Source organism: Paracoccus sp. MC1862, from assembly GCF_016617715.1.
GTDB lineage: Bacteria > Pseudomonadota > Alphaproteobacteria > Rhodobacterales > Rhodobacteraceae > Paracoccus.
Window position 1 is genome coordinate 3,011,088 of record NZ_CP067225.1, and the last position, 18,459, is coordinate 3,029,546.

Consider the following 18,459-nt stretch of genomic DNA (forward strand, 5'->3'; position numbering starts at 1 on the left):
TGCCGCCCATGCGGGTGTAGCTCAATGGTAGAGCAGCAGCCTTCCAAGCTGAATACGTGGGTTCGATTCCCATCACCCGCTCCACCTTCCCGTCTTTTGATCTGATTTAACTGGATTTTATCCTGGTCCAAGCGGTCAGGCGCCACCCAGTTTCGCACCCAGCAACATGGTTTTGGGCGAATGAAGAGGTCGGTCGCGAGAGTTTTGCAGGGAATCGCCACCACGGGCTTTGACGATCCACTCGATGATCCGGTAGGGTTGAAGGCCCTCTACCATAAGTCTTGCTTCAGCATCAACGAAGCAGGCGGCCGCTTGAAACTCAACAACATGGGAAATCAAGTTCTAAACGCCGCCTGGCTTTTGATCATGTAGTTGCAATCTTCTTGAGTAGTTGGTCTGCACCAAATGGGCCGATCAGGTTAAATCCATGTCATTCGAGCAAGGAGCCGCATTGCTTTATTCATTGGACATCTGGACATTTTGAGAGGTGAGAATCTGCGCTGGGCAAAGAGTGCCAACGCTCTCAGGAACAAGCTGGCGCACGAGATGAGCTTCAAGGTTTCAGACAAAGGTGTTGCCAGGGTTGCTCTGCAGTTCAAGGATGCTGACGAGGAAGGCTTGTCGAAGTGTCGGCAATTCGCCCACTGAACTGGCCCCCCTTCCGACCGCACACCCGGGCATAGTCATGGAAGCTCAGGCATGCGCCTGAGCACGTCCTTATGTCTGAGATCGAGATCATCACCGACAGCGGCCGCCGTCGCCGCTGGAGTATGGTCCGGCGAAGACCCTCTACAATCGCTGGAGAGGGTGGAGCGACATGGGGGGCTTCGCCCCGGATCATGGAAGGGCTTGCCGCCACGGAGGAGCGACCGGGGACAATCATGATCGACACCACCTACCTCAAGACACATTGCACGGCTTCCAGCTTGCGGGCGAAAAGGGGTGTGGACGCCTGATCGGCCGCAGTTCGAGCATCAGAAAAGGATCTGCGAGATCGTTTTCCCGAGAACAGGCGGCATGAGCACCATACTTCATGCCATCACCCACGCCCAAGGCCGTCCGATCCGGTTCTTCATGGCCGCAGGTCAGAACGGCGACTACGTCAGGGCAGTTGCCTTTCTGAGCGACCCTCCCGCGGCGGAATGGTTGCTGGCTGATACGGGCTGCGATGCCGAATGGTTCCGGGAAGCTTTGAGGGACAAAGGGATACGTGCCTGCATCCCCAGCCGGAAATCACGCGCCAAACCCATCAGGTATGACAAGCGCCGATACCGGCGTCGCAACAGGATAGAGATCATGTTCGGTCGTGTGGAAAACTGGCGGCGCAGAGCAACCCAGCTCACGACAGACGCCCGAAGGTCTGCGTTTCCGCGTCGATCCGTGCGTCGATCCCCCGCCACCACCGTCATCTTCTGGCTATGAAGACGATGGGTCATGAGCCTGGCATGGCCCTGAGCAAAATCCGCTGCATTGAAAGGGAGCGCAGTCTGCACGGCTGCAGTTGCGCTCCCTTGGCGGGTCAGTTGACCGACGTCGCCGCGTCCGAGGCGTTGCGCATCAGGAAGTCGGTGACCATCGCCGCCTCGTCGGCATCCAGCCCCGCGCGCGGGAACATCGAGGGGGTGATGCCGCGCCACTGCAACTGGGTGAAACCGCCAGGATCGCGTGGCCCATGGCAGACGGTGCAGCGCTGGTAGAAGATGCGCTCGCCCGGCTCCATGTCGGCATAAAGCGATTCGACCAGTTCGGCCACGCGGTCGAGGCCCAGTTCGGATTCGTCCACCGCGGCGAACTGGTAGTCGGTCAAGATCGGCGGCTTCTGATGCGCCTGGTTCGGGCGCTCGGCATCCTCGCATTTGGCCACGGACGCCACGCAGGTATTGGCGATGGTCGCCTGCGTCAGCCCCGAGGCCGGGCGTTCCGAGGTGATCCAGTTGATCTGCCCCGAGTTGCAGCGCCCCTTGCTGTCGAGGTCCGGCCAGACCCCCTCGTAAAGCGACATGACGCCCGGCATGATGTCGTCCGACAGCACCGCGCCCGCAATGATCGCGCCGCGTTCGTTGCGGATCTCGACCAAGTCGCCTTCGGCGATGCCGCGCGCCTCGGCATCTTGGCGGTTGATCCGCACCGGCTCGCGCCCGTCGATCTTGTAAAGCTCGCGCAACTGGGCCGAGTTGTCCATCTGGCTGTGCAGGCGATACCAAGGGTGGGGGCTGACGATGTGCAACTGGCCTTCCTGCGCGTTGCCCAGGTATTCCAGCGGCTCCTGCCAGATCGGCATGCCGGGGTTGTCGGGCACGTTCATGTCCGCGATGGTCGTGCAGAACATCTCGACCTTGCCCGACAGCGTGTGCAGCGGATTCTTCTCGGGGTCCTCATAGAAGGCGCCGTGGCGGACCCATTTGCGGGCTTCGGGCGGGGCGGGTTGCAGGGCGTAGCCTTTTTCCCAGAACTCCTCGAAGGGCGTGGTCTTGGACGCACCCGTCCGGCCATAGGCCGCCATGATGTGGTCCATGTAGTCCAGCGAATCGGTGAACTGCGCCCAGAGGCCCATCTTGTCGGCCAGCGCCTCGAAGATCTCGTAGTCGCTCATCGACTCGCCCAACGGCTCGATGACCTTCTTCATCGCGTAGATCTTGTCGTTGGAATAGGTGCCGCCGACCGAGATATCGTCGCGTTCCAGAGTCGAGGATGCCGGCAGCACGATATCGGCCCAGCGCACGGCCGCTGTCCACCAGACGTCCTGGCTGACGATCGTGTGCAGCTTGCCGAAGGCCTTGAGCAGCCGGTTCAGGTCCTGCTGGTGCGAGACGAAGTTGTTGCCCGCGTTGTAGATCATCTTGATGTCGGGATAGGCGCGGGTCTGGCCGTTGTAGAAGAATTCCTTGCCCGGATTTTCCAGCATCTCGACGATGCGGCTGGCGGGGCAGAGCGTGGACACCATGTTCTTGCCCGAGGACAGGCCCGTGGGCGTCGGCTGGCCCGACTGCGGCATCCCGCCGCCGCCATAATGCCAGCTGAAGCCCACGCCCTCGCCCGGCTTTCCGATCTTGCCGGTCAGCGCGGCGAAGTTGATGATCGCGTGGTGGACCAGTTCGCCGTGATGGGCGCGCTGCAGCGACCAGGCGCCGCCGAACTGGGTGCGCGAAGAGGCGAACAGCTCGGCCATCTCGCGGATCTTCTCGGCCGGGATGCCGGTGATCGCGGCGGCCCAGTCGGGCGTCTTGGGGGTGCCGTCGTCCTCGCCGCGGACATAGGCGATCCAGCGGTCGGCGCCGGTCGTGTATTTGTCCATGTAGGCGCGGTCCTCAAGCCCGTTTTCCAGCACATGATGGGCCATGCCGAGGAACAGGGCGATGTCGGTGTTCGGGATGATCTGCAGCCATTCCGCGTTCAGGTAGTAATCGGACGCGGTGCGCTGCGGGTTGATCGAGATGAAGCGGCAGCCGGCATCGCGGATTTCTGCCCAGGGGCGGGACATGCCGTGGTCGGCGACGGTGAACTCGATCCGGTTGTTCTTGACCGGGTCGCAGCCGACGAGGACGAAGACCTCGGTGTTGTCGCGGATGACCTCCCAGGCGGTCTGGGGCGAATAGACCTCCATGTCGCCGATGATATGCGGCAGGGCCACCTGCGCCGCCCCGGCCGAGAAGTCCCCCTGCGTGATGGTGCAGCCGCCGATCAGGTTGAAGAAGCGCTGCTGCATGACGTTCGGGCGGAACGAGCCCGCGTTCGACCAGCCACCATAGGACGAGCTGAAGATCGCCTCGTTCCCGTCAGCCTCGATGGTGTTGATGATGGCATTGGCCGCCAGGGCCAGCGCGGTGTCCCAGTCGACCTGCACGAACTCTTCCTTGCCGCGCAGTTCGGGCTTGGTGTCGCCGGTCTGCCAACCGTCCAGGTAGGACTTGCGGACCATGGGATAAAGGATGCGCGTCTCGTCATAGGTGCGGTCCACGGTGCCCAGCATCAGCATGTCGGTCGGCTGGTGGTCCAGTTCCGTGACCGGCGAGATCGCCGTGATGCGGCCGTCGCGCACCACCGCCTCGAAGGGGCCGTAATGCGAAGCGTGGAAGATCCGCTGCGAATGCGAGTTGGGATCGATCGAAGCCAGCGCGGTGCTGTTCATCAGCCGACCCATCGACAGCGCCCCTGCGGCGGCGACGCCGACCTGCATGAAGTTGCGACGGGAAAATTGCATGGTCATGGCTGCCACCTTTCTTGTTCGCTCCGCCACCCCTTCAACTGTCCGCTACAAGGGATGGTTGAAGCGCGATGGGTGAGCCAAAGTCTGAAGACATGGCGCGGCAATGGCAAGGCGCAGCAACCACAGCAAGCGCAAGGGACTTGAACATACCGGGAATCTGCGGCGTTGTGTCGCGAGATAGTGGAAGGAGAAACACCATGTTCACCAATCACGCTGCAGGCGCCGGGCGACTGGCTGCCGCATTGGCCTTGTCCGTGCTGCTTCCGGTTGCGGCCCTGGCGCAGACACCGGCACCATCGGCCGACACCGGGGCGTCGGCGGTTCCCGCGCAGTCTTCAGGGACCCCGGCTCAGGGCGCTGTGGGGGGTGCGGGGGCCGCGGCCGACCCGGCGGCTGATCCTCACAGGCTGCTGGACGAGATGAGCGGCGGCCCGCAGGGCTCGCCCACGGCGCAGCGCGGCAACCCGCAGCCGGGGACCTCGACCTCGATCCCGACGACCAATCCCGCCACCATCCGGCCAGTGGAGCAGGAAAGGGCCGGGAACTCGGACATGGCTGTCGAGGACACCGGCTTCGAAGGCCAGTGCGATCCGGTGGTGAGCATCGGCTGTCCGGCAGTGGCGGACCAGTTGCCACAAGCCGATGCCGCCGGTGGGTCCACCGCCGGCACGGCGGCGCAGTCGGCGAACGACGCCCCGGCGGAACCAGCCGAAGCGGCGAACTGACCGCCGGGCAGTCTTCCGCAGAGACAATGCAGCCTCAGTGTCCGAGGATGGGAGGCTGCCTTCATGGCTCGGGCAGCCGTTCAGGACGGCATCCATGCCCGAGTCGCAGGGTTGGTTGAAAGTCGCCGACCGGCATCCCCGCCAGCAGCAGGGACATGCGGGCAACGTTGCGGTTGCCCTCGCGCGCCTGATCGGGGCAACCGAACATCATGTCAGCGACGGCTTCCCAGACGACCCGGTTGCGCGCTATCAGTGCGCAGCGGCACCACGCTCCAGATCGTCGGTACGGATCAACGACGGCGCCACCCCCATGGCAGCCGATAAGGGGGTCCGGGTGTCGTAGCAGATGAAGGCGTCGGCTGTGACACTCCCCTTCAGCGGTTGCGCTTGGCGTTACATGTCACATTCCGTGTGATTATAGGGCTGTTTCCTGAACAGTTCGGGTCTTTCGCGATGCCAGACCTTGAGCGCGTCGATGGGCGTTCGACCCTTGAGGACAGGCTGGGGCAGCTGGCCGTTGTAGAGGCGGACATGAGCCGCAGGATGGTCTGCTTCAAGTCCTCGCCCCTGTGGAAGCGGTGGCTCTGCAGGACATCCTCGATCCGGCCATTGAACCACTCGACCATGCCGTTCGTTTGTGGGTGCATCGGGGTGCATCGGGGTGCATCGGGGTGCATCGGGGTGCCAGGCGGTGCTCGATGCCGAGAACGTCTCAAAGACGGTCGAACTCGTGGTTGCCGGTGGCGGCGCGGCGGCGCAGCCTGAAGAGCCGGTCGGTGAACTCCTTGCCGTTATCGGTCAGCACCCGAGTAATCCGCATCGGTGCGGCGCGGTCGATGGCCACGAAGAGGTAGCGCCGGCGGTCCTCGTCGGCCATCTGGGGCAGGTATTTGACATCGATGTGGAGGTAGCCCGCAGCATAGTCCTTGAAGGGCTTGTGGGCCGGACGCGGCGTGGCCGGTTTCAGATCGCGCAGGTTGCCAGCGCTATGCCGCCGCAGGCAGCGGTCAAGGTCGGAACGCGAGACATTCGGGTTCAGAAACTCCCGCACCACCGACAGCAGGTCGTCGAGCGGCAGCAGCAGCGACCTGCGCAACGCAACCGCCACCGCCTGCCTCGGGCGGGCGTCAGCGTGGTCTGCAACCGGTGCGCCGTGTGGCTCCGGTCATGGAGGCTGTCGCGCTTGCGCCATTTCCAGACGGTCTGCCAAGAGATGCCGTAGCGCTCGGCAACCATCCAGGCAGGTGGAGCCTGGCGACCAGGTTCACCCCCGTCAGCCGCCCAGGCCCCAGATCAGCGCGATCATCGGGGTGCCGACGACCACCATCAGGATCGACAGCGGCAGGCCGAGCCGCCAGTAGTCGCCGAAGCGATAGCCGCCCGGTCCCATGACCAGCGTGTTGCACTGGTGCCCGATGGGGGTCAGAAAGTCGCAGGCCGCGCCCAGGGCCACCGCCATGAGGAAAGGGTCGGGGTTCAGCTCAAGCCGCCCGGCGAGGCTCGCGGCGATGGGGGCCATCACCAGAACGGTTGCGGCGTTGTTAAGGAAGGGCGTCACCGCCATCGCCAGCACGATCATCAGCGCCACCGCGGCCAGTGGCGGCACCTCTCCGGCCACGCGCTGCAGCCCGGCGGCGATCAGGTCCGACCCGCCGGTCGCCTGGATCGCGTTGCTGACCGGGATCAGTGCGGCCAGCAGGACGATCACGGCCATTCGATCGATTGATAGGCCTCGTCCATTGTCATCACGCGCAGCAGCAGCAGCGCCGCCGCACCCGCGAAAGCCACGGCCACGGGGACGACATGGCCGGCAACCAGCACCATCGCCGCGGCCAGGATCAGGATCGGAAGCCAGCTGCGCTTGCGGCTTCCAAGTGCCACGTCGCGCTGGCTCAGGGGCAGGATGCGCAGCTCGCCCAAGGAAGGCGCCAGCCGCTCGGGGGCAGCCTTGAGGATCAGCACATCCCCGACTTCCAGCCGCAGGCGGCGCAGCCTCCGGTTCAGGCGCTGGCCGCGGCGGCTGACGGCAAGAAGCTGCAGCCCGTGGCGGCGCAAAAGCTGCGCCTCGGCCGGGGTGCGGCCGACCAGCACGGAATCGGCGGTGACGACGCCTTCCGCGACCACGCTTTCGTTCTCGTCGGCCTCATCCTCGGCCACCTCCTCGCCTGCCAGACGCAGGCGGGCGCGGGCGACGACGCGCTCCAGGTCCTCGGGCTCGCCGCTCAGCAGCAGCACGTCCTCGGCCTCAAGCGCCTCGTCGGGGCGGGGCGCATGGCGGCGGAAGCGTTCGCGGATCACCATGATCACGCGCAGGCCTCCCTCGGCCAGCGCCTCGAGGTCCGCGACCGTGCGGCCGACGAAGGGAGAGCCTTCGGGCACGCGGGCCTCAGTGGCGCATTCCTCCAGCGTGAAGGCCGCGTCCATGGAGCGGCTGGCCGCGCGCCGGTCGGGCAGCAGGCGATACGCGAAGGACAGGAATACCACGCCCAGCATGGCGATCACGATGCCCACGGGCGTGTAGTCGAACACCCCGAAGGGCTTGCCCAGGATATCCTCGCGCACCTTGGAGACGAGGATGTTGGGCGAGGTGCCCACCAGCGTCACGATCACGCCGATCAGCGAGCCGAAGGCCATGGGCATCAGCATGAGGGACAAGGGCGTCTCCGTACGCCGCGACAGCTGCGCCGCGACCGGCATCATCATGGCCAGCGCTCCCACGTTCTTGGTCACCATCGACAGCACGGTGACTGCCGAAACCAGCACCGTCACCTGCGCCTGCGCGCCCCTGAGGTTTCGCAGCAGGGGCCGCATCGCGGTTTCCACCGCCCCCGACCGTGCCACGGCGGCCGAGACCAGCAGGGCGGTCGCCACGATGATCACCACGTCGTCGCCGAAGCCGGAAAACGCCTCGGCCGCGGGGATGATCCCGATCAGGACGCCGGCCAGCAGGGCCAGCAGGGCGACAAGGTCGTAGGGCAGCCGCCCCCAGATGAACAGGCCGATGGTGACGGCCATCAGTCCGAAGGCAAGCGCTTGATCGAGGGTCAATTCCGGGGTCACTCCGCAAGGGCAGCGCGGAACCGCCGGCCCTCGGACCCGGTTCCACCCGGCATTGACGCAGGGGAGCCTTTGGCGGTGGATATCATGGGATGGCTTTTCCGGGCCTCGCGCTACCGCGACGGCCAGGCCGTGGCACTGCAGGAACCGGCGCTTCACCCGCCCGCATCCGCGCTACCCTCCGGTCCCGCCCCCGACCCCGAGGCACGGCTGGAGGTGGCGCTGGCCACCCGCCTGCTCGACGGCTGGCTGTCGAACGGCCAGCAGCTGCTGGTGCCGCACACGCTGAACTTCCGCGCCATGGGCCCCGGGCAGGCCGCGCTGCTGGTCGAGGTGATGGCCGCCGCTGCCCAGGCCGACGGCGCGGTCGATCCCCGCGAGGCGCAGGCGCTGCCCCAGGTGCTGCGGCGGGTCGGCGCGGACGCCCCCGAGGATGCGCGGCTGGCGGCCGCCCTGGCCGAGCCGCAGAACCTCGGGGCGCTGCTGGCGCGGGTCGAGGTCGAGGGGCTGGCAACCCACGCCTATGCCGCGGCGCTGCTGGCGATCAACCGGCGGGACAGGGTGAACCGTGCCTTTCTGGACTACCTGGCCGGCCGGCTGGGGCTTGCAGCCGAGGTCGCCCGCAGCCTCGAACGCCGCTACCGCGCCTGAAGGGAGCAGGGCGCGCGCGGCACTTTCCGGGCGTCCCGCCCGGTCCCTTCCAGCCGCGTCTCACAGCCCGCGCGAAGGGCCGGGTGCCGCCTGTCCCCCCCTCGGGGCGTCCTGCGGGCTTCCGCCCCTTGGACATCGCGGCCGCGACTTGGCCGGCAGGGGCAAAGGCGACATGCCGTTGCCGCATCATGTTCGATGCGGTGGGCAGCGGCCATTGCCTTGCAGTGGTGGAAGAGGGCAGGGCGCCTGTCATCGGCTGGCGACCCGGCGGCAGATGGAGAAGGCGTCCCTCAAGGAAGGGCCGGGCGGCCGGCCGCAGTTCAGCGCGCAGTCAGATCCCGTTCCCGGATTTGACCAGTCCCTTTCTGCAAGGCCCGGCCGGGCAGCGGACCGCCGTTCAGGGCGCAGGCGCAGTCCGGATCTCAGAACCATGCGGCTCTTCCCGAAACCCCGCAGCCGCCAGTCCGTGCTGCCCGGCCCGCGCCCTCAGCCCTGTGCCGGCGCGGGCGCGGCTTCGGTTCCCGGCCCCTCGGTCAGTTCGCGCAGCGCCGCCTGCACGGTGCCGCGTTCGACCAGCAGGTGGCGGGCAAGGTCGGCCAGTGTCAGCCAGCCGATGACTTTGCCGCCCGCGTCCCGCACGACCAGCCTGCGGATGTGATGGGCGGCCATCAGGTTCATCGCGTCCCGCAGGCTGTCCTCCTCGCCGCAGCCGATCACGGGGCGGGTGGCGATCTCGCCCACCGGCAGCTCGGCGGCCGAGAGGCCGCGGGCGACCACGCGATAAAGGATGTCGCGGTCGGTCACCACGCCCAGCAGGTCCTCGGCCGTCCCCACGGGCAGGGCGCCGACCTCCAGCTCGCCCATCAGCTCGGCGGCCTCGGACACGGGGGCGTCGGCCGGGATGAAGTCGACATGGCGCGCCATGATCTCGCCCACCCTCATGCCGCGGCCCCCAGAGCGGCGTCGATCTGGGTCATCAGGCGCGAGAAGTCGATGGGCTTGGGGTGATAGTCGTCGCAGCCCGCCGCCAGCGCCTTTTCCCGGTCGCCGGCCAGCGCGTGCGCGGTCAGGGCGATGATCGGGATGGCCGCCGTCGCGGGGTCGTCCTTGAGCCGCCGCGCCACCGTCCAGCCGTCCATCACCGGCAGGTTCATGTCCAGCAGGATCACCTGCGACCGGGCCGCCTGCGCAGCGTCCAGCCCCGCCTGCCCGTCATGGGCCAGCGCGACCTCGTGCCCGCGCCGGGCCAGGCGGCGGGACAGGAAGTCCCAGATCTCCGGCGTGTCCTCGACCAGAAGCAGCTTGGCCATCAGCCCTGTCCTTTCACCCGTGCCTTTTCCCGCTCGCCGGCGATGCGCTTCAATTCGTCCAGCAACTCCTCAACGCTCTCCTCGCCCGGCTGGATCACCTGCCGCACCTGGTCGCGCAGGCGGGCGCGGTCCTCGGGCGACAGGCCGCCCTCGGTCAGCGCGATGACGGGGATGCGCCGCAGGTCGGGGTCGCGGCGCAGTTCGCCCAGAAGCGCAAAGCCCCCGACCTGCGGCAGGTCCAGGTTGACGAGGATCAGGTCGGGCCGCCGCTCGGCCATGCGGGCGTGGGCCGGCCCGGCGGCCTCGGCCTGCGCCATCTCCCAGCCCTCGCCTTCCAGCAGGCGGGCGAGTTCCTCGCGCGCGGGGGCGTCGCCCTCGACCAGCAGCGCCAGCCCCGCGGGCGGGGCCGAAGGCAGGCGGTGGCGGTCCACCGTCTCCTTGAGCCGCTGCCAGTCCACGGGCTTGGTCAGGTAGTCGGCCGCCCCCAGCGAATAGGCCAGCCCCGTTTCCCGGATCATCGACACCATGATGACCGGGATCTCGGTCAGATCCGGGTCAGCCTTCAGCGCCGACAGCACCGCCCAGCCATCCATCCGCGGCATCATCACGTCGAGGATGATGGCCGAGGGCGAAATCCCGCGCGCCAGCGCCAGCCCGTCCTGCCCGTTCGCGGCCGTGGCGACCCCCAGCCCGTCGCGACCGAGGAAGCGCACCAGGAGGTCGCGCATATGCGGGTCGTCGTCGATCACCAGCACTTGGCCGCCGGTCGCCTCGCCCACGGCGGGGGCAGCGTCGGAGCCTTCGGGATGGCGCAGGTCGGCGGGCAGGGTCAGAGTGAAGACCGTCTCCATCCCCTCGGCGCTGTCGACGGCGATCGATCCGCCCAGCATCTCGGCGAAGGCCTTGGTCAGGCCAGCCCCAGCCCGGTGCCGCCGAAGCGGCGGGTGGTGGACACGTCGGCCTGGGTAAAGCGCTGGAACAGCTTCTCCTGCTGCTCGGGCGTCATGCCGATGCCGGTGTCGGCCACGCGGAAGACCAGCCGCCCGCCCGTACGCCGGGCGCTCAGCGTCACCTCGCCGCCCTCGGTGAACTTGGCGGCGTTGGACAGCAGGTTGAACAGGCATTGCCGCAGCTTGACCGGGTCGGATTGCATCGCGCCGAGGTCGGGGGCGAGGTCCGCGGCGAAGCGGTTGTCCTTCTTCGCCATCAGCCCCTCGACGGTGGTGCAGACCTCGTCCAGCAGGGGAGCGAGGTCGAAGGCCTCGACCTCGACCTCCATCTTCCCCGCCTCGATCTTGGACAGGTCAAGGACGCCGTTGATCAGCGACAGCAGGTGCCGGGCGCTGACCTCGATCTTGCCCAGGTCCTCGGCCATGTTGCCCGCGGCCTCGCCCAGGTCCTCGGCCTCCTCCTCCAGCAGTTCGGCATAGCCGATGATGGCCGACAGGGGCGTGCGCAGCTCGTGGCTCATGTTGGCGATGAACTGGCTTTTCGCGCGGTTGGCCTCCTCGGCGGCCAGCTTGGCGGCGGCCAGATCCTCCTCGCGCCGCTTCTGCTCGGTCACGTCCCAGGTGATCCCCAGGGCATAGACGCCGCGCCCGAAGGGCCGCCGCTCGACCGAGCCGCGCAGGACCGCCCAACGCACCTCGCCGTCCCGCGTGCACAGGCGGAATTCAAGGTCGAACTCGCCCTGCTCGCGGCGGGCCAGGGCCAGGACCTCGGTCACGCGGGGGCGTCCCCGGGATGCAGGCGGGCGAGGAAGTCGGCGGCGGGCAGGTCGGCCTCGCCGGGGTGGAGGTCGAGGTCGAAGAGTGCGCAAAAGCCCTCGTCCGCCTCCAGCGTCTCGCGGTCGAGGTCCCAGGTCCAGGACCCGATGCGGGCGACCTGCAGGGCAAAGCGCAAGCGGCGCTCGGCGGCCAGCGCCCGCGCCTCGGCCTGGCGCTGTGCGGTGATGTCGGTGTTGGTGCCGAACCAGCGGGTGATGCGGCCGTCCTCGTCGGGGATCGGGACGGCGCGGGACAGGAACCAGCGATAGCGCCCGTCCTGCCCGCGCAGGGGGAAGGTGTCCTCCCACACGGTCCCGGCCTCGATGGCGGCGCGGTAGGAGGCTTCGGCCCGCTCGACATGGTCGGGGTGATGCAGGGCGCGCCAGCCCCATCCCTCGGCCTGGCCGGGCGTGGTGCCGGTGTAGTCGTGCCAGCGGCAGTTGAACCAGTTGATCGCCCCGGTCGCATCCGTGATCCAGGTCAGTTGCGGCAGGTTCTCGGCGAAGTCGCGGAACTCCTCCTCGCGGTCGCGCAGGGCGGCCTCGGCCCGCCTGCGGCGCAGGTATTGCGCCGCCTGCTGGCCGATGGCCGAGGCGCTGTCGATCAGGTCGTCCCCCGCTTCGACGGGGCGGTCGGCGTAAAGCTCGATCACGCCGAGGACGCGCCGCCCGAGGCGCGCCGGGATGGCCAGCGCCGAAACCAGCCCCGCCGCCCGCGCCGCCGCTTCCCGGCCCTCGGGGGGGTGTGCAGGATCTCGCCTTCCTCCCAGGCGCGGCCGGGCAAGTCCTCGCCGCGGTCGAGCGTCAGGGCCATGGTCTGCCCGGCCAGCGCGCCCGCCTCGAAGCCCGGCGCGGTCCAGCTGGCGGTCGCGGTCAGCTGCCGCTCGCGGTGGCTCACGTCCCAGAAGAAGCCCGCCTGGAAGCCGAGGCTGCCGCCCACCGCCGCCAGAAGGCGGGCAAGCACCTCCTCGGGTTCGGCCATGCCGGCCAGCACACGGCTAACGGTGACCTGCAGCGCCAGCCGGTCCGAGGCCCCGCCCAGCTGCGCAGTATCGACCAGCGTGACCACGCTGCCCGCGATCCGGTCGCCGTCCCGCAGTGGCCAGGCGGAATATTCGGCGGTGAAGAAGCTGCCGTCGCAGCGCCACAGGACCTCGTTCGACAGCCGCACCGCCCGCCCCGTCATGCGGGTGGCGACCATCGGGCAGGCCGATTGCGGATAAGCCGAGCCGTCGGGATGGCTGTGGTGGATCAGGTCGTGCATGTTGCGCCCCAGCACCTCGTCCGCGGCATAGCCCAGCATCGCCAGGCAGGCCGGGTTTGCATAGGTGCAGCGCCCCTCGTCATCGAGGCAGTAGAGCCCGAACCCGAGCGCATCGAGCGCGGCCCGGTCGGGGAAGGGTCCGCAGGCAGTGGGGGCCGGAGTGGCAGGGTCCAAGGTGGCCTCGTGCGGCAAGGATTGGCGGGGCTCGCCTCAACCCGGTGCGCGGCCAGCCGTTCCGGGGAAGTTATGCGGGCGGCGCATTTTGCCCGCGTCAGGAGCCGGGCCGTTCCTCCATGTCGAAAACGCCAGCCGGCATAGGGATGTCGCGTTTCAGAATGGAATCCGTCGGTGTTCGGATCGGTGTCCCGGCAGATCAGCGGCGCAGGCGCTTGTTGGCATTTCCGGCCGAGCCTTTACGCCAGGGCGACGGTGCCTCGCAGAACCATGCCAAGCATGCCGACCTGCTGAAGACCATCCGGAAGATCATCAGCCTGTCCGTGTTCGGCGTGCTTTCATGGCTCTATCTGGACGATAACCCGACCCGCCAACATGGTGCGGGTTTCTCCCTGATCTGCTCGGGAGCATGGATTGTCCTTCACGGCCGGTACTCGATCTCCGCCCAGGATGGCGACGCTGATGGCATGGGCAGGGATCGCCGCTCTTTCCATGAACGTGTTCCTGCCGTCGCGGCCGGCGATGGCGCGGTATTTCGGCGTTGAATACGGACTGATGCAGTTGTGGGTCTCGGCCTGTCTCGGTGCCTCGGCGGTGGTGCAGTTGCTCGTCGGGCCAATCAGTGATCGCTGGGGACGCCGCCCGGTGATGCTGGGCGCCTTGGCGATCTTCCTGGCTGCGACCGCGGGGACGCTGCTGGCGCCGACCGCGGGTTGGCTCCTGGCCATGCGAATGATCCAGGCGGTGGTGACCACCGGGCCGGTGCTGTCACGCGCCGTCGTGCGCGACATGGTGTCCGGCCCTGCGGTCGCAAGCCGGATCGGCTGTGTCACCATGGGCATGGCGGTCGTCCCGATGCTGCCCCCCGTATTGGGCGGCGCGCTGGATCAATTTTGGGGCTGGAAGGCCAGCTTCACCGCGACGCTCGCCTTGCGGGCCTTCTTCGCTTATCTGGACGGCGCACCGTTCGTGGGCGAGACAGTGTTCCGGCTCACCCCTGCCGAGGTGGGCTACTGGTTTGCCGCGCCTCGGTCGGCTATCTGCTGGGCAACTTCGCTTCAGGCCGCTGGTCGATCCACCTCGGCATGGACCGGATGATCCTGTGGGGCGCAGGGGTGACGGTGGCCGCAGTGTCGCTGACCGCCGATCTGGCACAGTTGCACCACCCGCTGATGTTCTTCGGGGCAGGAGCGTTCATGGGGCTGGGGAATGGCATGGTCCTGCCGAACGCGAATGCCGGCATGATGAGCGTGCGCCCCTAGTTCGCAGGCACCGCTAGCGGGCTGGAGGGCGCAATGGCGGTCGCGGGCGGGGCGGCGCTTGCCGGCTATTTCCTTGTGTCGGGTGCGGGGGTGACGCCGCTGCTGGTTTTCATGCTGCTGTCCGCACTCGGGTCCTGCCTGGCCTGCCCTGCTGGGGTGGTCCCTTTCCGATCTTGGTGCATGACGGGTGCTGGCGCCATGCTCCGGGTGGCGAAGGCGGTCCCTGCGGGACCTCGGGAGCGGGGGGCCGCTCGCCCGGGGAGGAATGCGGGCGCTTTGTGGTGCAAGGGCGGCGCCCCGCCGCGAGGACGATCTTCGCCGCGGCGAGGCTGCAGAGGATGTCGCCGGTGAGCCGCTCGTCGCGCAGCTTGGCGGTGAAGCTCTCGCAGCGGCCCGTCGTCGGGCACACAGTCCCCCGGACCGTTTCCTGATCCTCCTCCCTCCCCGGGGGATCCAGGCTCGACAGAGGCCGTTCCGGCGCCGGCCGCGGCGATCCGGTCGCGCAGCGCGGTGGCCACGAACGCCGGGCCGTTGTCCGGCCGGACAGGGCCGGGCACGCCGCGGAGGAGGAACCGGTCCGGCAGCACGTCGATGACAGCCGGCGCGTTCAGCTTGCGGCTGAGCCGGAGCGCCAGGGATTCCCGGGCGAACCCGCCGATCAGGTCGCGCATGCGGAACTTCCCGCCGTCACGGGTCCGGGCCGCGACGAAGTCGCAAGACCGGACGTGGTCTGGACGCGCTGGCCGCAGACGGAGGCACGATCCGTCGTCGCGCCGGAGCCGCGCCTTCCCCGGTTGCGGCGCAGGCGCCGTCAGCCCCTCCCGCCGCCGGCGACGCAGGCCTCGCCCCCTCGCCGCGCGTCACGTTCCCCGTCCGGCCGGCATGCCCGAGCAGGGCCGGGATCCGCCGCTGGCCGCAGCGCCCCTGCCGGGCGGCAAGCGCAACGATGCCGGCAGTCAGCGCCTCTTCATCGGCCCGTCCGCGCGGCACCTTCCGGCTCGGGTCGAGCGAGGCGGGCCGGGCACGCGGCAGGCGAGGCGCGCCGAGACACGGAACTCCTGCCGGACCTGCCCGATGCAGGCACGGCGACGCGCGGGGCCTGGAAGTTGCCCGAGGCGTTCGGCCACAGGCCTCACCACGCAGGATCAGCTTCTCCGGCGTCAGGCCGGAGACGGCCTTCCGCAGCCGCCCGTTCTCCTTCTCCCGCTCCTTCAGGCGTTTGACCCGATCGCTCTGCAGCCCGCCGAACTCCTTGCGCCACCGGGAGCAGGTCAACTGCGCCACGCCGATCGAGCGCACCGCCCCGGCCACCGACCGGCCCCGCGACACCAACACGCCGACCTGCCGGAGCCTGGCCACGATCTCCTCGGGTTCGTGCTTCTTCCGGGACATTCCGCCGGCCTCCATCCGGCTCGAAAGCCTGCGTCAGGGAGGACCACTTTCAGGGGGCGGACCACATGGAGAACTGAAGAGGAAGCCTTGCGAATGAGACGTGGAGGACGTGTCGTGCAGCCTGCTCATGGGCAGGTGAGTGAACGCCATTCTCGGGATCCTCCACTGGCACCACTGCGCAAGCTCAACTTGCCGGTAACCCTCCCGATAACTGAGTCCCCGATTTCGCCAGCAAGGATGCGGGGATATTCCAGCAGGCTCTGGGAATGCACTCTGTTGTCCGCTGAGACCACAACGCCGGTCTGCAGGTTGGGTGCGCCTCCGTGGATCGCAGCCATGCAGAGGTTGCAGCGGATGCGCCCGGGCGCGAGGTCATGCAATGCGTCGCGGTGCCGTCGGGGTCGCAACGCTCTCATGGATCAAGGGCCTTGGCCGCTGGCTTCTGCGGCGGCTGGACGGCGCTTTCAGAAAAGGTAGCCTTCAGGCCGCCCGAATACGGGCGTAAAGTAGTAAGACACTGAATTTAAATGATTAAATTAGTACGCGCTGCGAGCACCACCTGCTATCAGGCTCCGGGGCGGACGAGGCGAATGACACCGAACTGGCCCAGGCGATCGTTCGCTTCTGGATCGAAGGTGCCGCAGCCGGCTACATCCTCATTGCCCTTAGTTCTTGATCTGCCGCCGCCAGGCGTTGCGGCGCTTGTCGCCGCGTGGATGGGGATATTCTTTCTGGTCTCGACCTGGCTCTTTGCAGCCATCCGCCGCGATCCCGGTGTCCGGCACCGGCGGCGGGCGCTGGCGATGCTCAACGACTACGGCAGCACGGCCTTTGTCCTGTCGATGGGGACAGGATCCTGCTGCCGATCTTCATGGTGCTGATCTGGATCACGCTCGGATACGGGATGCGCTACGGCCCCCGGTATCTGCTGGCGAGCACCTTCAGTGCCTTATTTGTCATCGCCACCATCACGATGTTCTCCGATTTCTGGCGCGCCCAGCCCTTCATGGTGGCGACCTTCATCCTGGCGGCGGCCTGGTTCCGGCTTACGCGCATGTCCTGCTGATCCTCGCCATTTTCCTCGCGCTTGAGGTGGCGGTGATTGCCCTGCCGATCGGCTTTGCCCTGATCCTCGACGAGGTGGCGGCGGCGGCAAATGTCGACCTGCTCACCATCATCGCGCTGGCGCTCCGCCTGCTTCTCGCGCCGCCGGTCGCGCAGGGATTTGCAAGCGCCTGGGCAACTATGATTCTCGGCACCAGCCTGACGCTGCAGTGGAAGGTCAGCCTCTTCGACCAGATGGTGCGCCTGCCGCTTGCCTTCTTCACCAAGCGGCACATCGGTGACGTCGTCTCGCGCTTCGGCTCGACCGACGCGATGCAGCGCACCCTGACGACGCGGGCGATCCAGTCGATCATCGACGGCATCATGTCGGTCACGCTGGTGGTGATCATGTGGCTGTATGGCGGCTGGCTCATCTGGACCGCGATTGCCAGCCTCGGCGCCTATATCGCGCTACGCCTGACCTCGTACCGCGCCTATCGGGCGATGTCCGAGGAGGCGATCCTGCACGCGGCGCAGGAAACCACCCATTTTATGGAATCGGTGCGCGGCATCGGCAGCGTCAAGGCGATGAACATTGAGGGGCGCCGCCGGGGCACCTGGATCAACCACCTGATCGACCGGGTGAATGCCGAGCTGCGGGTCCAGAAGATGGATGCCGCTTTCGTGGCCGCAAGCTCGGGCCTCTTCGGCTTTGATCGCATCCTAGTCATGACGCTTTGCGCCCGGGCGATTCTGACCGGTGACCTCACGGTGGGCACCCTGGTCGCCTTCCTCGCCTACAAGGACCAGTTCGCCACGCGGGTGAACGCGCTTGTCGATACGGCGCTGCAGTTCCTGATGATGTCGCTGCACGGCGAACGCATCGCCGACATCGCGCTGGCCGAAACCGAGGAACCCGATCCGCCGACAGCACTTCCTGCGCGGATCGGCTGGAAGGCGGCTTCGCTGGAGCTGCATGACGTCTCCTTCCGCTACGCGCCGGGCGACCCCAAGGTGCTGTCGGACTTCTCCCTTCATGTCCGCGCCGGAGAATGCTTGGGCATCACTGGCCCGTCGGGGGTGGGCAAATCCACCCTTCTGGCGATTATCGCGGGCCTCGCGCGTCCCACGCAGGGGCAGATGCTGATCGACGCCATCCCGCTCGGGCGGAGGGGGCTTGCGGCTTACCGCGACCGGATCGGCTGCGTGCTGCAGGATGACCGGCTGTTTGCCGGTTCCATCGCCGACAACATCGCCGGCTTCGATCCCGAGGCAGGCCGGGATGCGGTTATCGCTGCAGCGCGGATGGCCGCGATCCATGACGAGATCGAGGCCTTCCCCATGGGCTACGAGACCCTGGTGGGCGACATGGGAGGCGCGCTTTCCGGCGGTCAGCGCCAGCGGCTGTTTCTTGCCAGGGCACTTTACCCGCGCCCAGGCATCCTGATCCTCGACGAGGAAAACGAGCGCGCGATCAACGCCGCCGTCCGTCGGCTCGACATCACCCGCATCGTCGTGGCGCACCGCCCCTCGACCCTCGCCGCCACCGACCGGGTGGTGAGCCTGGGCGAGGTCCGGGGCGAGGCGTTCGTGACGGCCGCGGAATAA

General features: G+C 67.7%; 15 protein-coding genes, 1 tRNA gene and 4 pseudogenes. 9 read left to right on the top strand and 11 right to left on the bottom strand.

The window, feature by feature from the left end; translation table 11 throughout:
* The first annotated feature begins 10 nt into the window (after positions 1–10).
* Positions 11–84: transfer RNA gene (locus JGR78_RS14895), tRNA-Gly, on the top strand.
* 673 nt (positions 85–757) lie between these two features.
* A pseudogene (locus tag JGR78_RS18250) lies at positions 758–1,422 on the top strand (IS5 family transposase); the annotation flags it as partial.
* 97 nt (positions 1,423–1,519) lie between these two features.
* On the opposite strand, the gene JGR78_RS14905 reads toward JGR78_RS18250, so the two are convergent.
* Positions 1,520–4,207, bottom strand: a complete 2,688-nt coding sequence (locus JGR78_RS14905; RefSeq protein ID WP_234450766.1) for a molybdopterin-dependent oxidoreductase — start codon at positions 4,205–4,207, stop codon at positions 1,520–1,522.
* A 197-nt stretch (positions 4,208–4,404) separates the two neighbouring features.
* Between JGR78_RS14905 and JGR78_RS14910 the strand changes: the two genes are divergently transcribed.
* Together JGR78_RS14910 and JGR78_RS14915 are read left to right on the top strand one after the other, a co-directional pair.
* On the top strand, positions 4,405–4,932 hold the full coding sequence (locus tag JGR78_RS14910) for a hypothetical protein (RefSeq protein ID WP_182791773.1): 528 nt from the start codon (positions 4,405–4,407) through the stop codon (positions 4,930–4,932).
* A 94-nt stretch (positions 4,933–5,026) separates the two neighbouring features.
* Positions 5,027–5,275, top strand: a complete 249-nt coding sequence (locus tag JGR78_RS14915; protein WP_182791774.1) for a hypothetical protein — start codon at positions 5,027–5,029, stop codon at positions 5,273–5,275.
* A 50-nt stretch (positions 5,276–5,325) separates the two neighbouring features.
* On the opposite strand, the pseudogene JGR78_RS14920 reads toward JGR78_RS14915, so the two are convergent.
* From JGR78_RS14920 to JGR78_RS14925, 3 genes and pseudogenes are all read right to left on the bottom strand, one after another.
* Positions 5,326–6,174, bottom strand: a pseudogene (locus JGR78_RS14920) (integrase core domain-containing protein); the annotation flags it as partial.
* Between the two features lie 31 nt (positions 6,175–6,205).
* The gene (locus JGR78_RS18255) at positions 6,206–6,646 is read right to left on the bottom strand and encodes an SLC13 family permease (RefSeq protein WP_234450767.1); all 441 of its coding nucleotides are present in this window, start codon (positions 6,644–6,646) and stop codon (positions 6,206–6,208) included.
* Positions 6,637–7,980, bottom strand: coding sequence for an SLC13 family permease (locus JGR78_RS14925; RefSeq protein ID WP_234450768.1), 1,344 nt, complete (start codon positions 7,978–7,980; stop codon positions 6,637–6,639). Before JGR78_RS14925 ends, JGR78_RS18255 begins: the two co-directional genes overlap by 10 nt.
* 96 nt (positions 7,981–8,076) lie before the next feature.
* Here JGR78_RS14925 and JGR78_RS14930 point away from each other — a divergent pair, with 96 nt between their 5' ends.
* Positions 8,077–8,640, top strand: coding sequence for a DUF533 domain-containing protein (locus JGR78_RS14930; protein WP_182791775.1), 564 nt, complete (start codon positions 8,077–8,079; stop codon positions 8,638–8,640).
* Positions 8,641–9,126: 486 nt separating this feature from the next.
* Here the strand turns inward: JGR78_RS14930 and JGR78_RS14935 are convergent, their stop codons facing one another.
* The 6 genes from JGR78_RS14935 to JGR78_RS14960 are packed head-to-tail and all read right to left on the bottom strand — an operon-like array spanning position 9,127 to position 13,153.
* Positions 9,127–9,582, bottom strand: coding sequence for a CBS domain-containing protein (locus JGR78_RS14935; RefSeq protein WP_182791776.1), 456 nt, complete (start codon positions 9,580–9,582; stop codon positions 9,127–9,129).
* Positions 9,579–9,950 carry a response regulator gene (locus JGR78_RS14940; RefSeq protein WP_182791777.1) on the bottom strand — a complete coding sequence of 124 codons (372 nt, stop codon included), beginning with the start codon at positions 9,948–9,950 and terminating at the stop codon, positions 9,579–9,581. Before JGR78_RS14940 ends, JGR78_RS14935 begins: the two co-directional genes overlap by 4 nt.
* Positions 9,950–10,840 (bottom strand): response regulator, encoded by an 891-nt coding sequence (locus JGR78_RS14945; protein WP_182803227.1) that lies wholly within the window; start codon positions 10,838–10,840, stop codon positions 9,950–9,952. Before JGR78_RS14945 ends, JGR78_RS14940 begins: the two co-directional genes overlap by 1 nt.
* A gap of 17 nt (positions 10,841–10,857) precedes the next feature.
* Positions 10,858–11,676 carry a HAMP domain-containing sensor histidine kinase gene (locus tag JGR78_RS14950; RefSeq protein WP_182791779.1) on the bottom strand — a complete coding sequence of 273 codons (819 nt, stop codon included), beginning with the start codon at positions 11,674–11,676 and terminating at the stop codon, positions 10,858–10,860.
* Positions 11,673–12,368, bottom strand: coding sequence for a PAS domain-containing protein (locus JGR78_RS14955; protein WP_200559348.1), 696 nt, complete (start codon positions 12,366–12,368; stop codon positions 11,673–11,675). The genes JGR78_RS14950 and JGR78_RS14955 overlap by 4 nt, the downstream gene beginning before the upstream one ends.
* Positions 12,365–13,153 (bottom strand): PAS domain-containing protein, encoded by a 789-nt coding sequence (locus JGR78_RS14960; protein WP_182803225.1) that lies wholly within the window; start codon positions 13,151–13,153, stop codon positions 12,365–12,367. The genes JGR78_RS14955 and JGR78_RS14960 overlap by 4 nt, the downstream gene beginning before the upstream one ends.
* A gap of 161 nt (positions 13,154–13,314) precedes the next feature.
* Between JGR78_RS14960 and JGR78_RS14965 the strand changes: the two genes are divergently transcribed.
* Together JGR78_RS14965 and JGR78_RS14970 are read left to right on the top strand one after the other, a co-directional pair.
* Entirely contained in the window at positions 13,315–13,698 is a 384-nt protein-coding gene (locus JGR78_RS14965; RefSeq protein WP_182803222.1) for a hypothetical protein, read from the top strand.
* A pseudogene (locus JGR78_RS14970) lies at positions 13,604–14,559 on the top strand (MFS transporter); the annotation flags it as partial. The gene JGR78_RS14965 and the pseudogene JGR78_RS14970, both read left to right, overlap by 95 nt.
* Here the strand turns inward: JGR78_RS14970 and JGR78_RS14975 are convergent.
* Positions 14,525–15,807 (bottom strand): annotated as a pseudogene (locus JGR78_RS14975) (transposase). The pseudogenes JGR78_RS14970 and JGR78_RS14975 sit on opposite strands and share 35 nt — an antisense overlap.
* Positions 15,808–16,519: 712 nt before the next feature.
* On the opposite strand from JGR78_RS14975, the gene JGR78_RS18260 reads away from it, so the two are divergent.
* Together JGR78_RS18260 and JGR78_RS14980 are read left to right on the top strand one after the other, a co-directional pair.
* Complete coding sequence (locus tag JGR78_RS18260) at positions 16,520–16,873, top strand: hypothetical protein (protein WP_234450769.1); 354 nt, start codon at positions 16,520–16,522, stop codon at positions 16,871–16,873.
* Between the two features lie 26 nt (positions 16,874–16,899).
* Positions 16,900–18,459 carry a peptidase domain-containing ABC transporter gene (locus JGR78_RS14980; protein ID WP_234450770.1) on the top strand — a complete coding sequence of 520 codons (1,560 nt, stop codon included), beginning with the start codon at positions 16,900–16,902 and terminating at the stop codon, positions 18,457–18,459.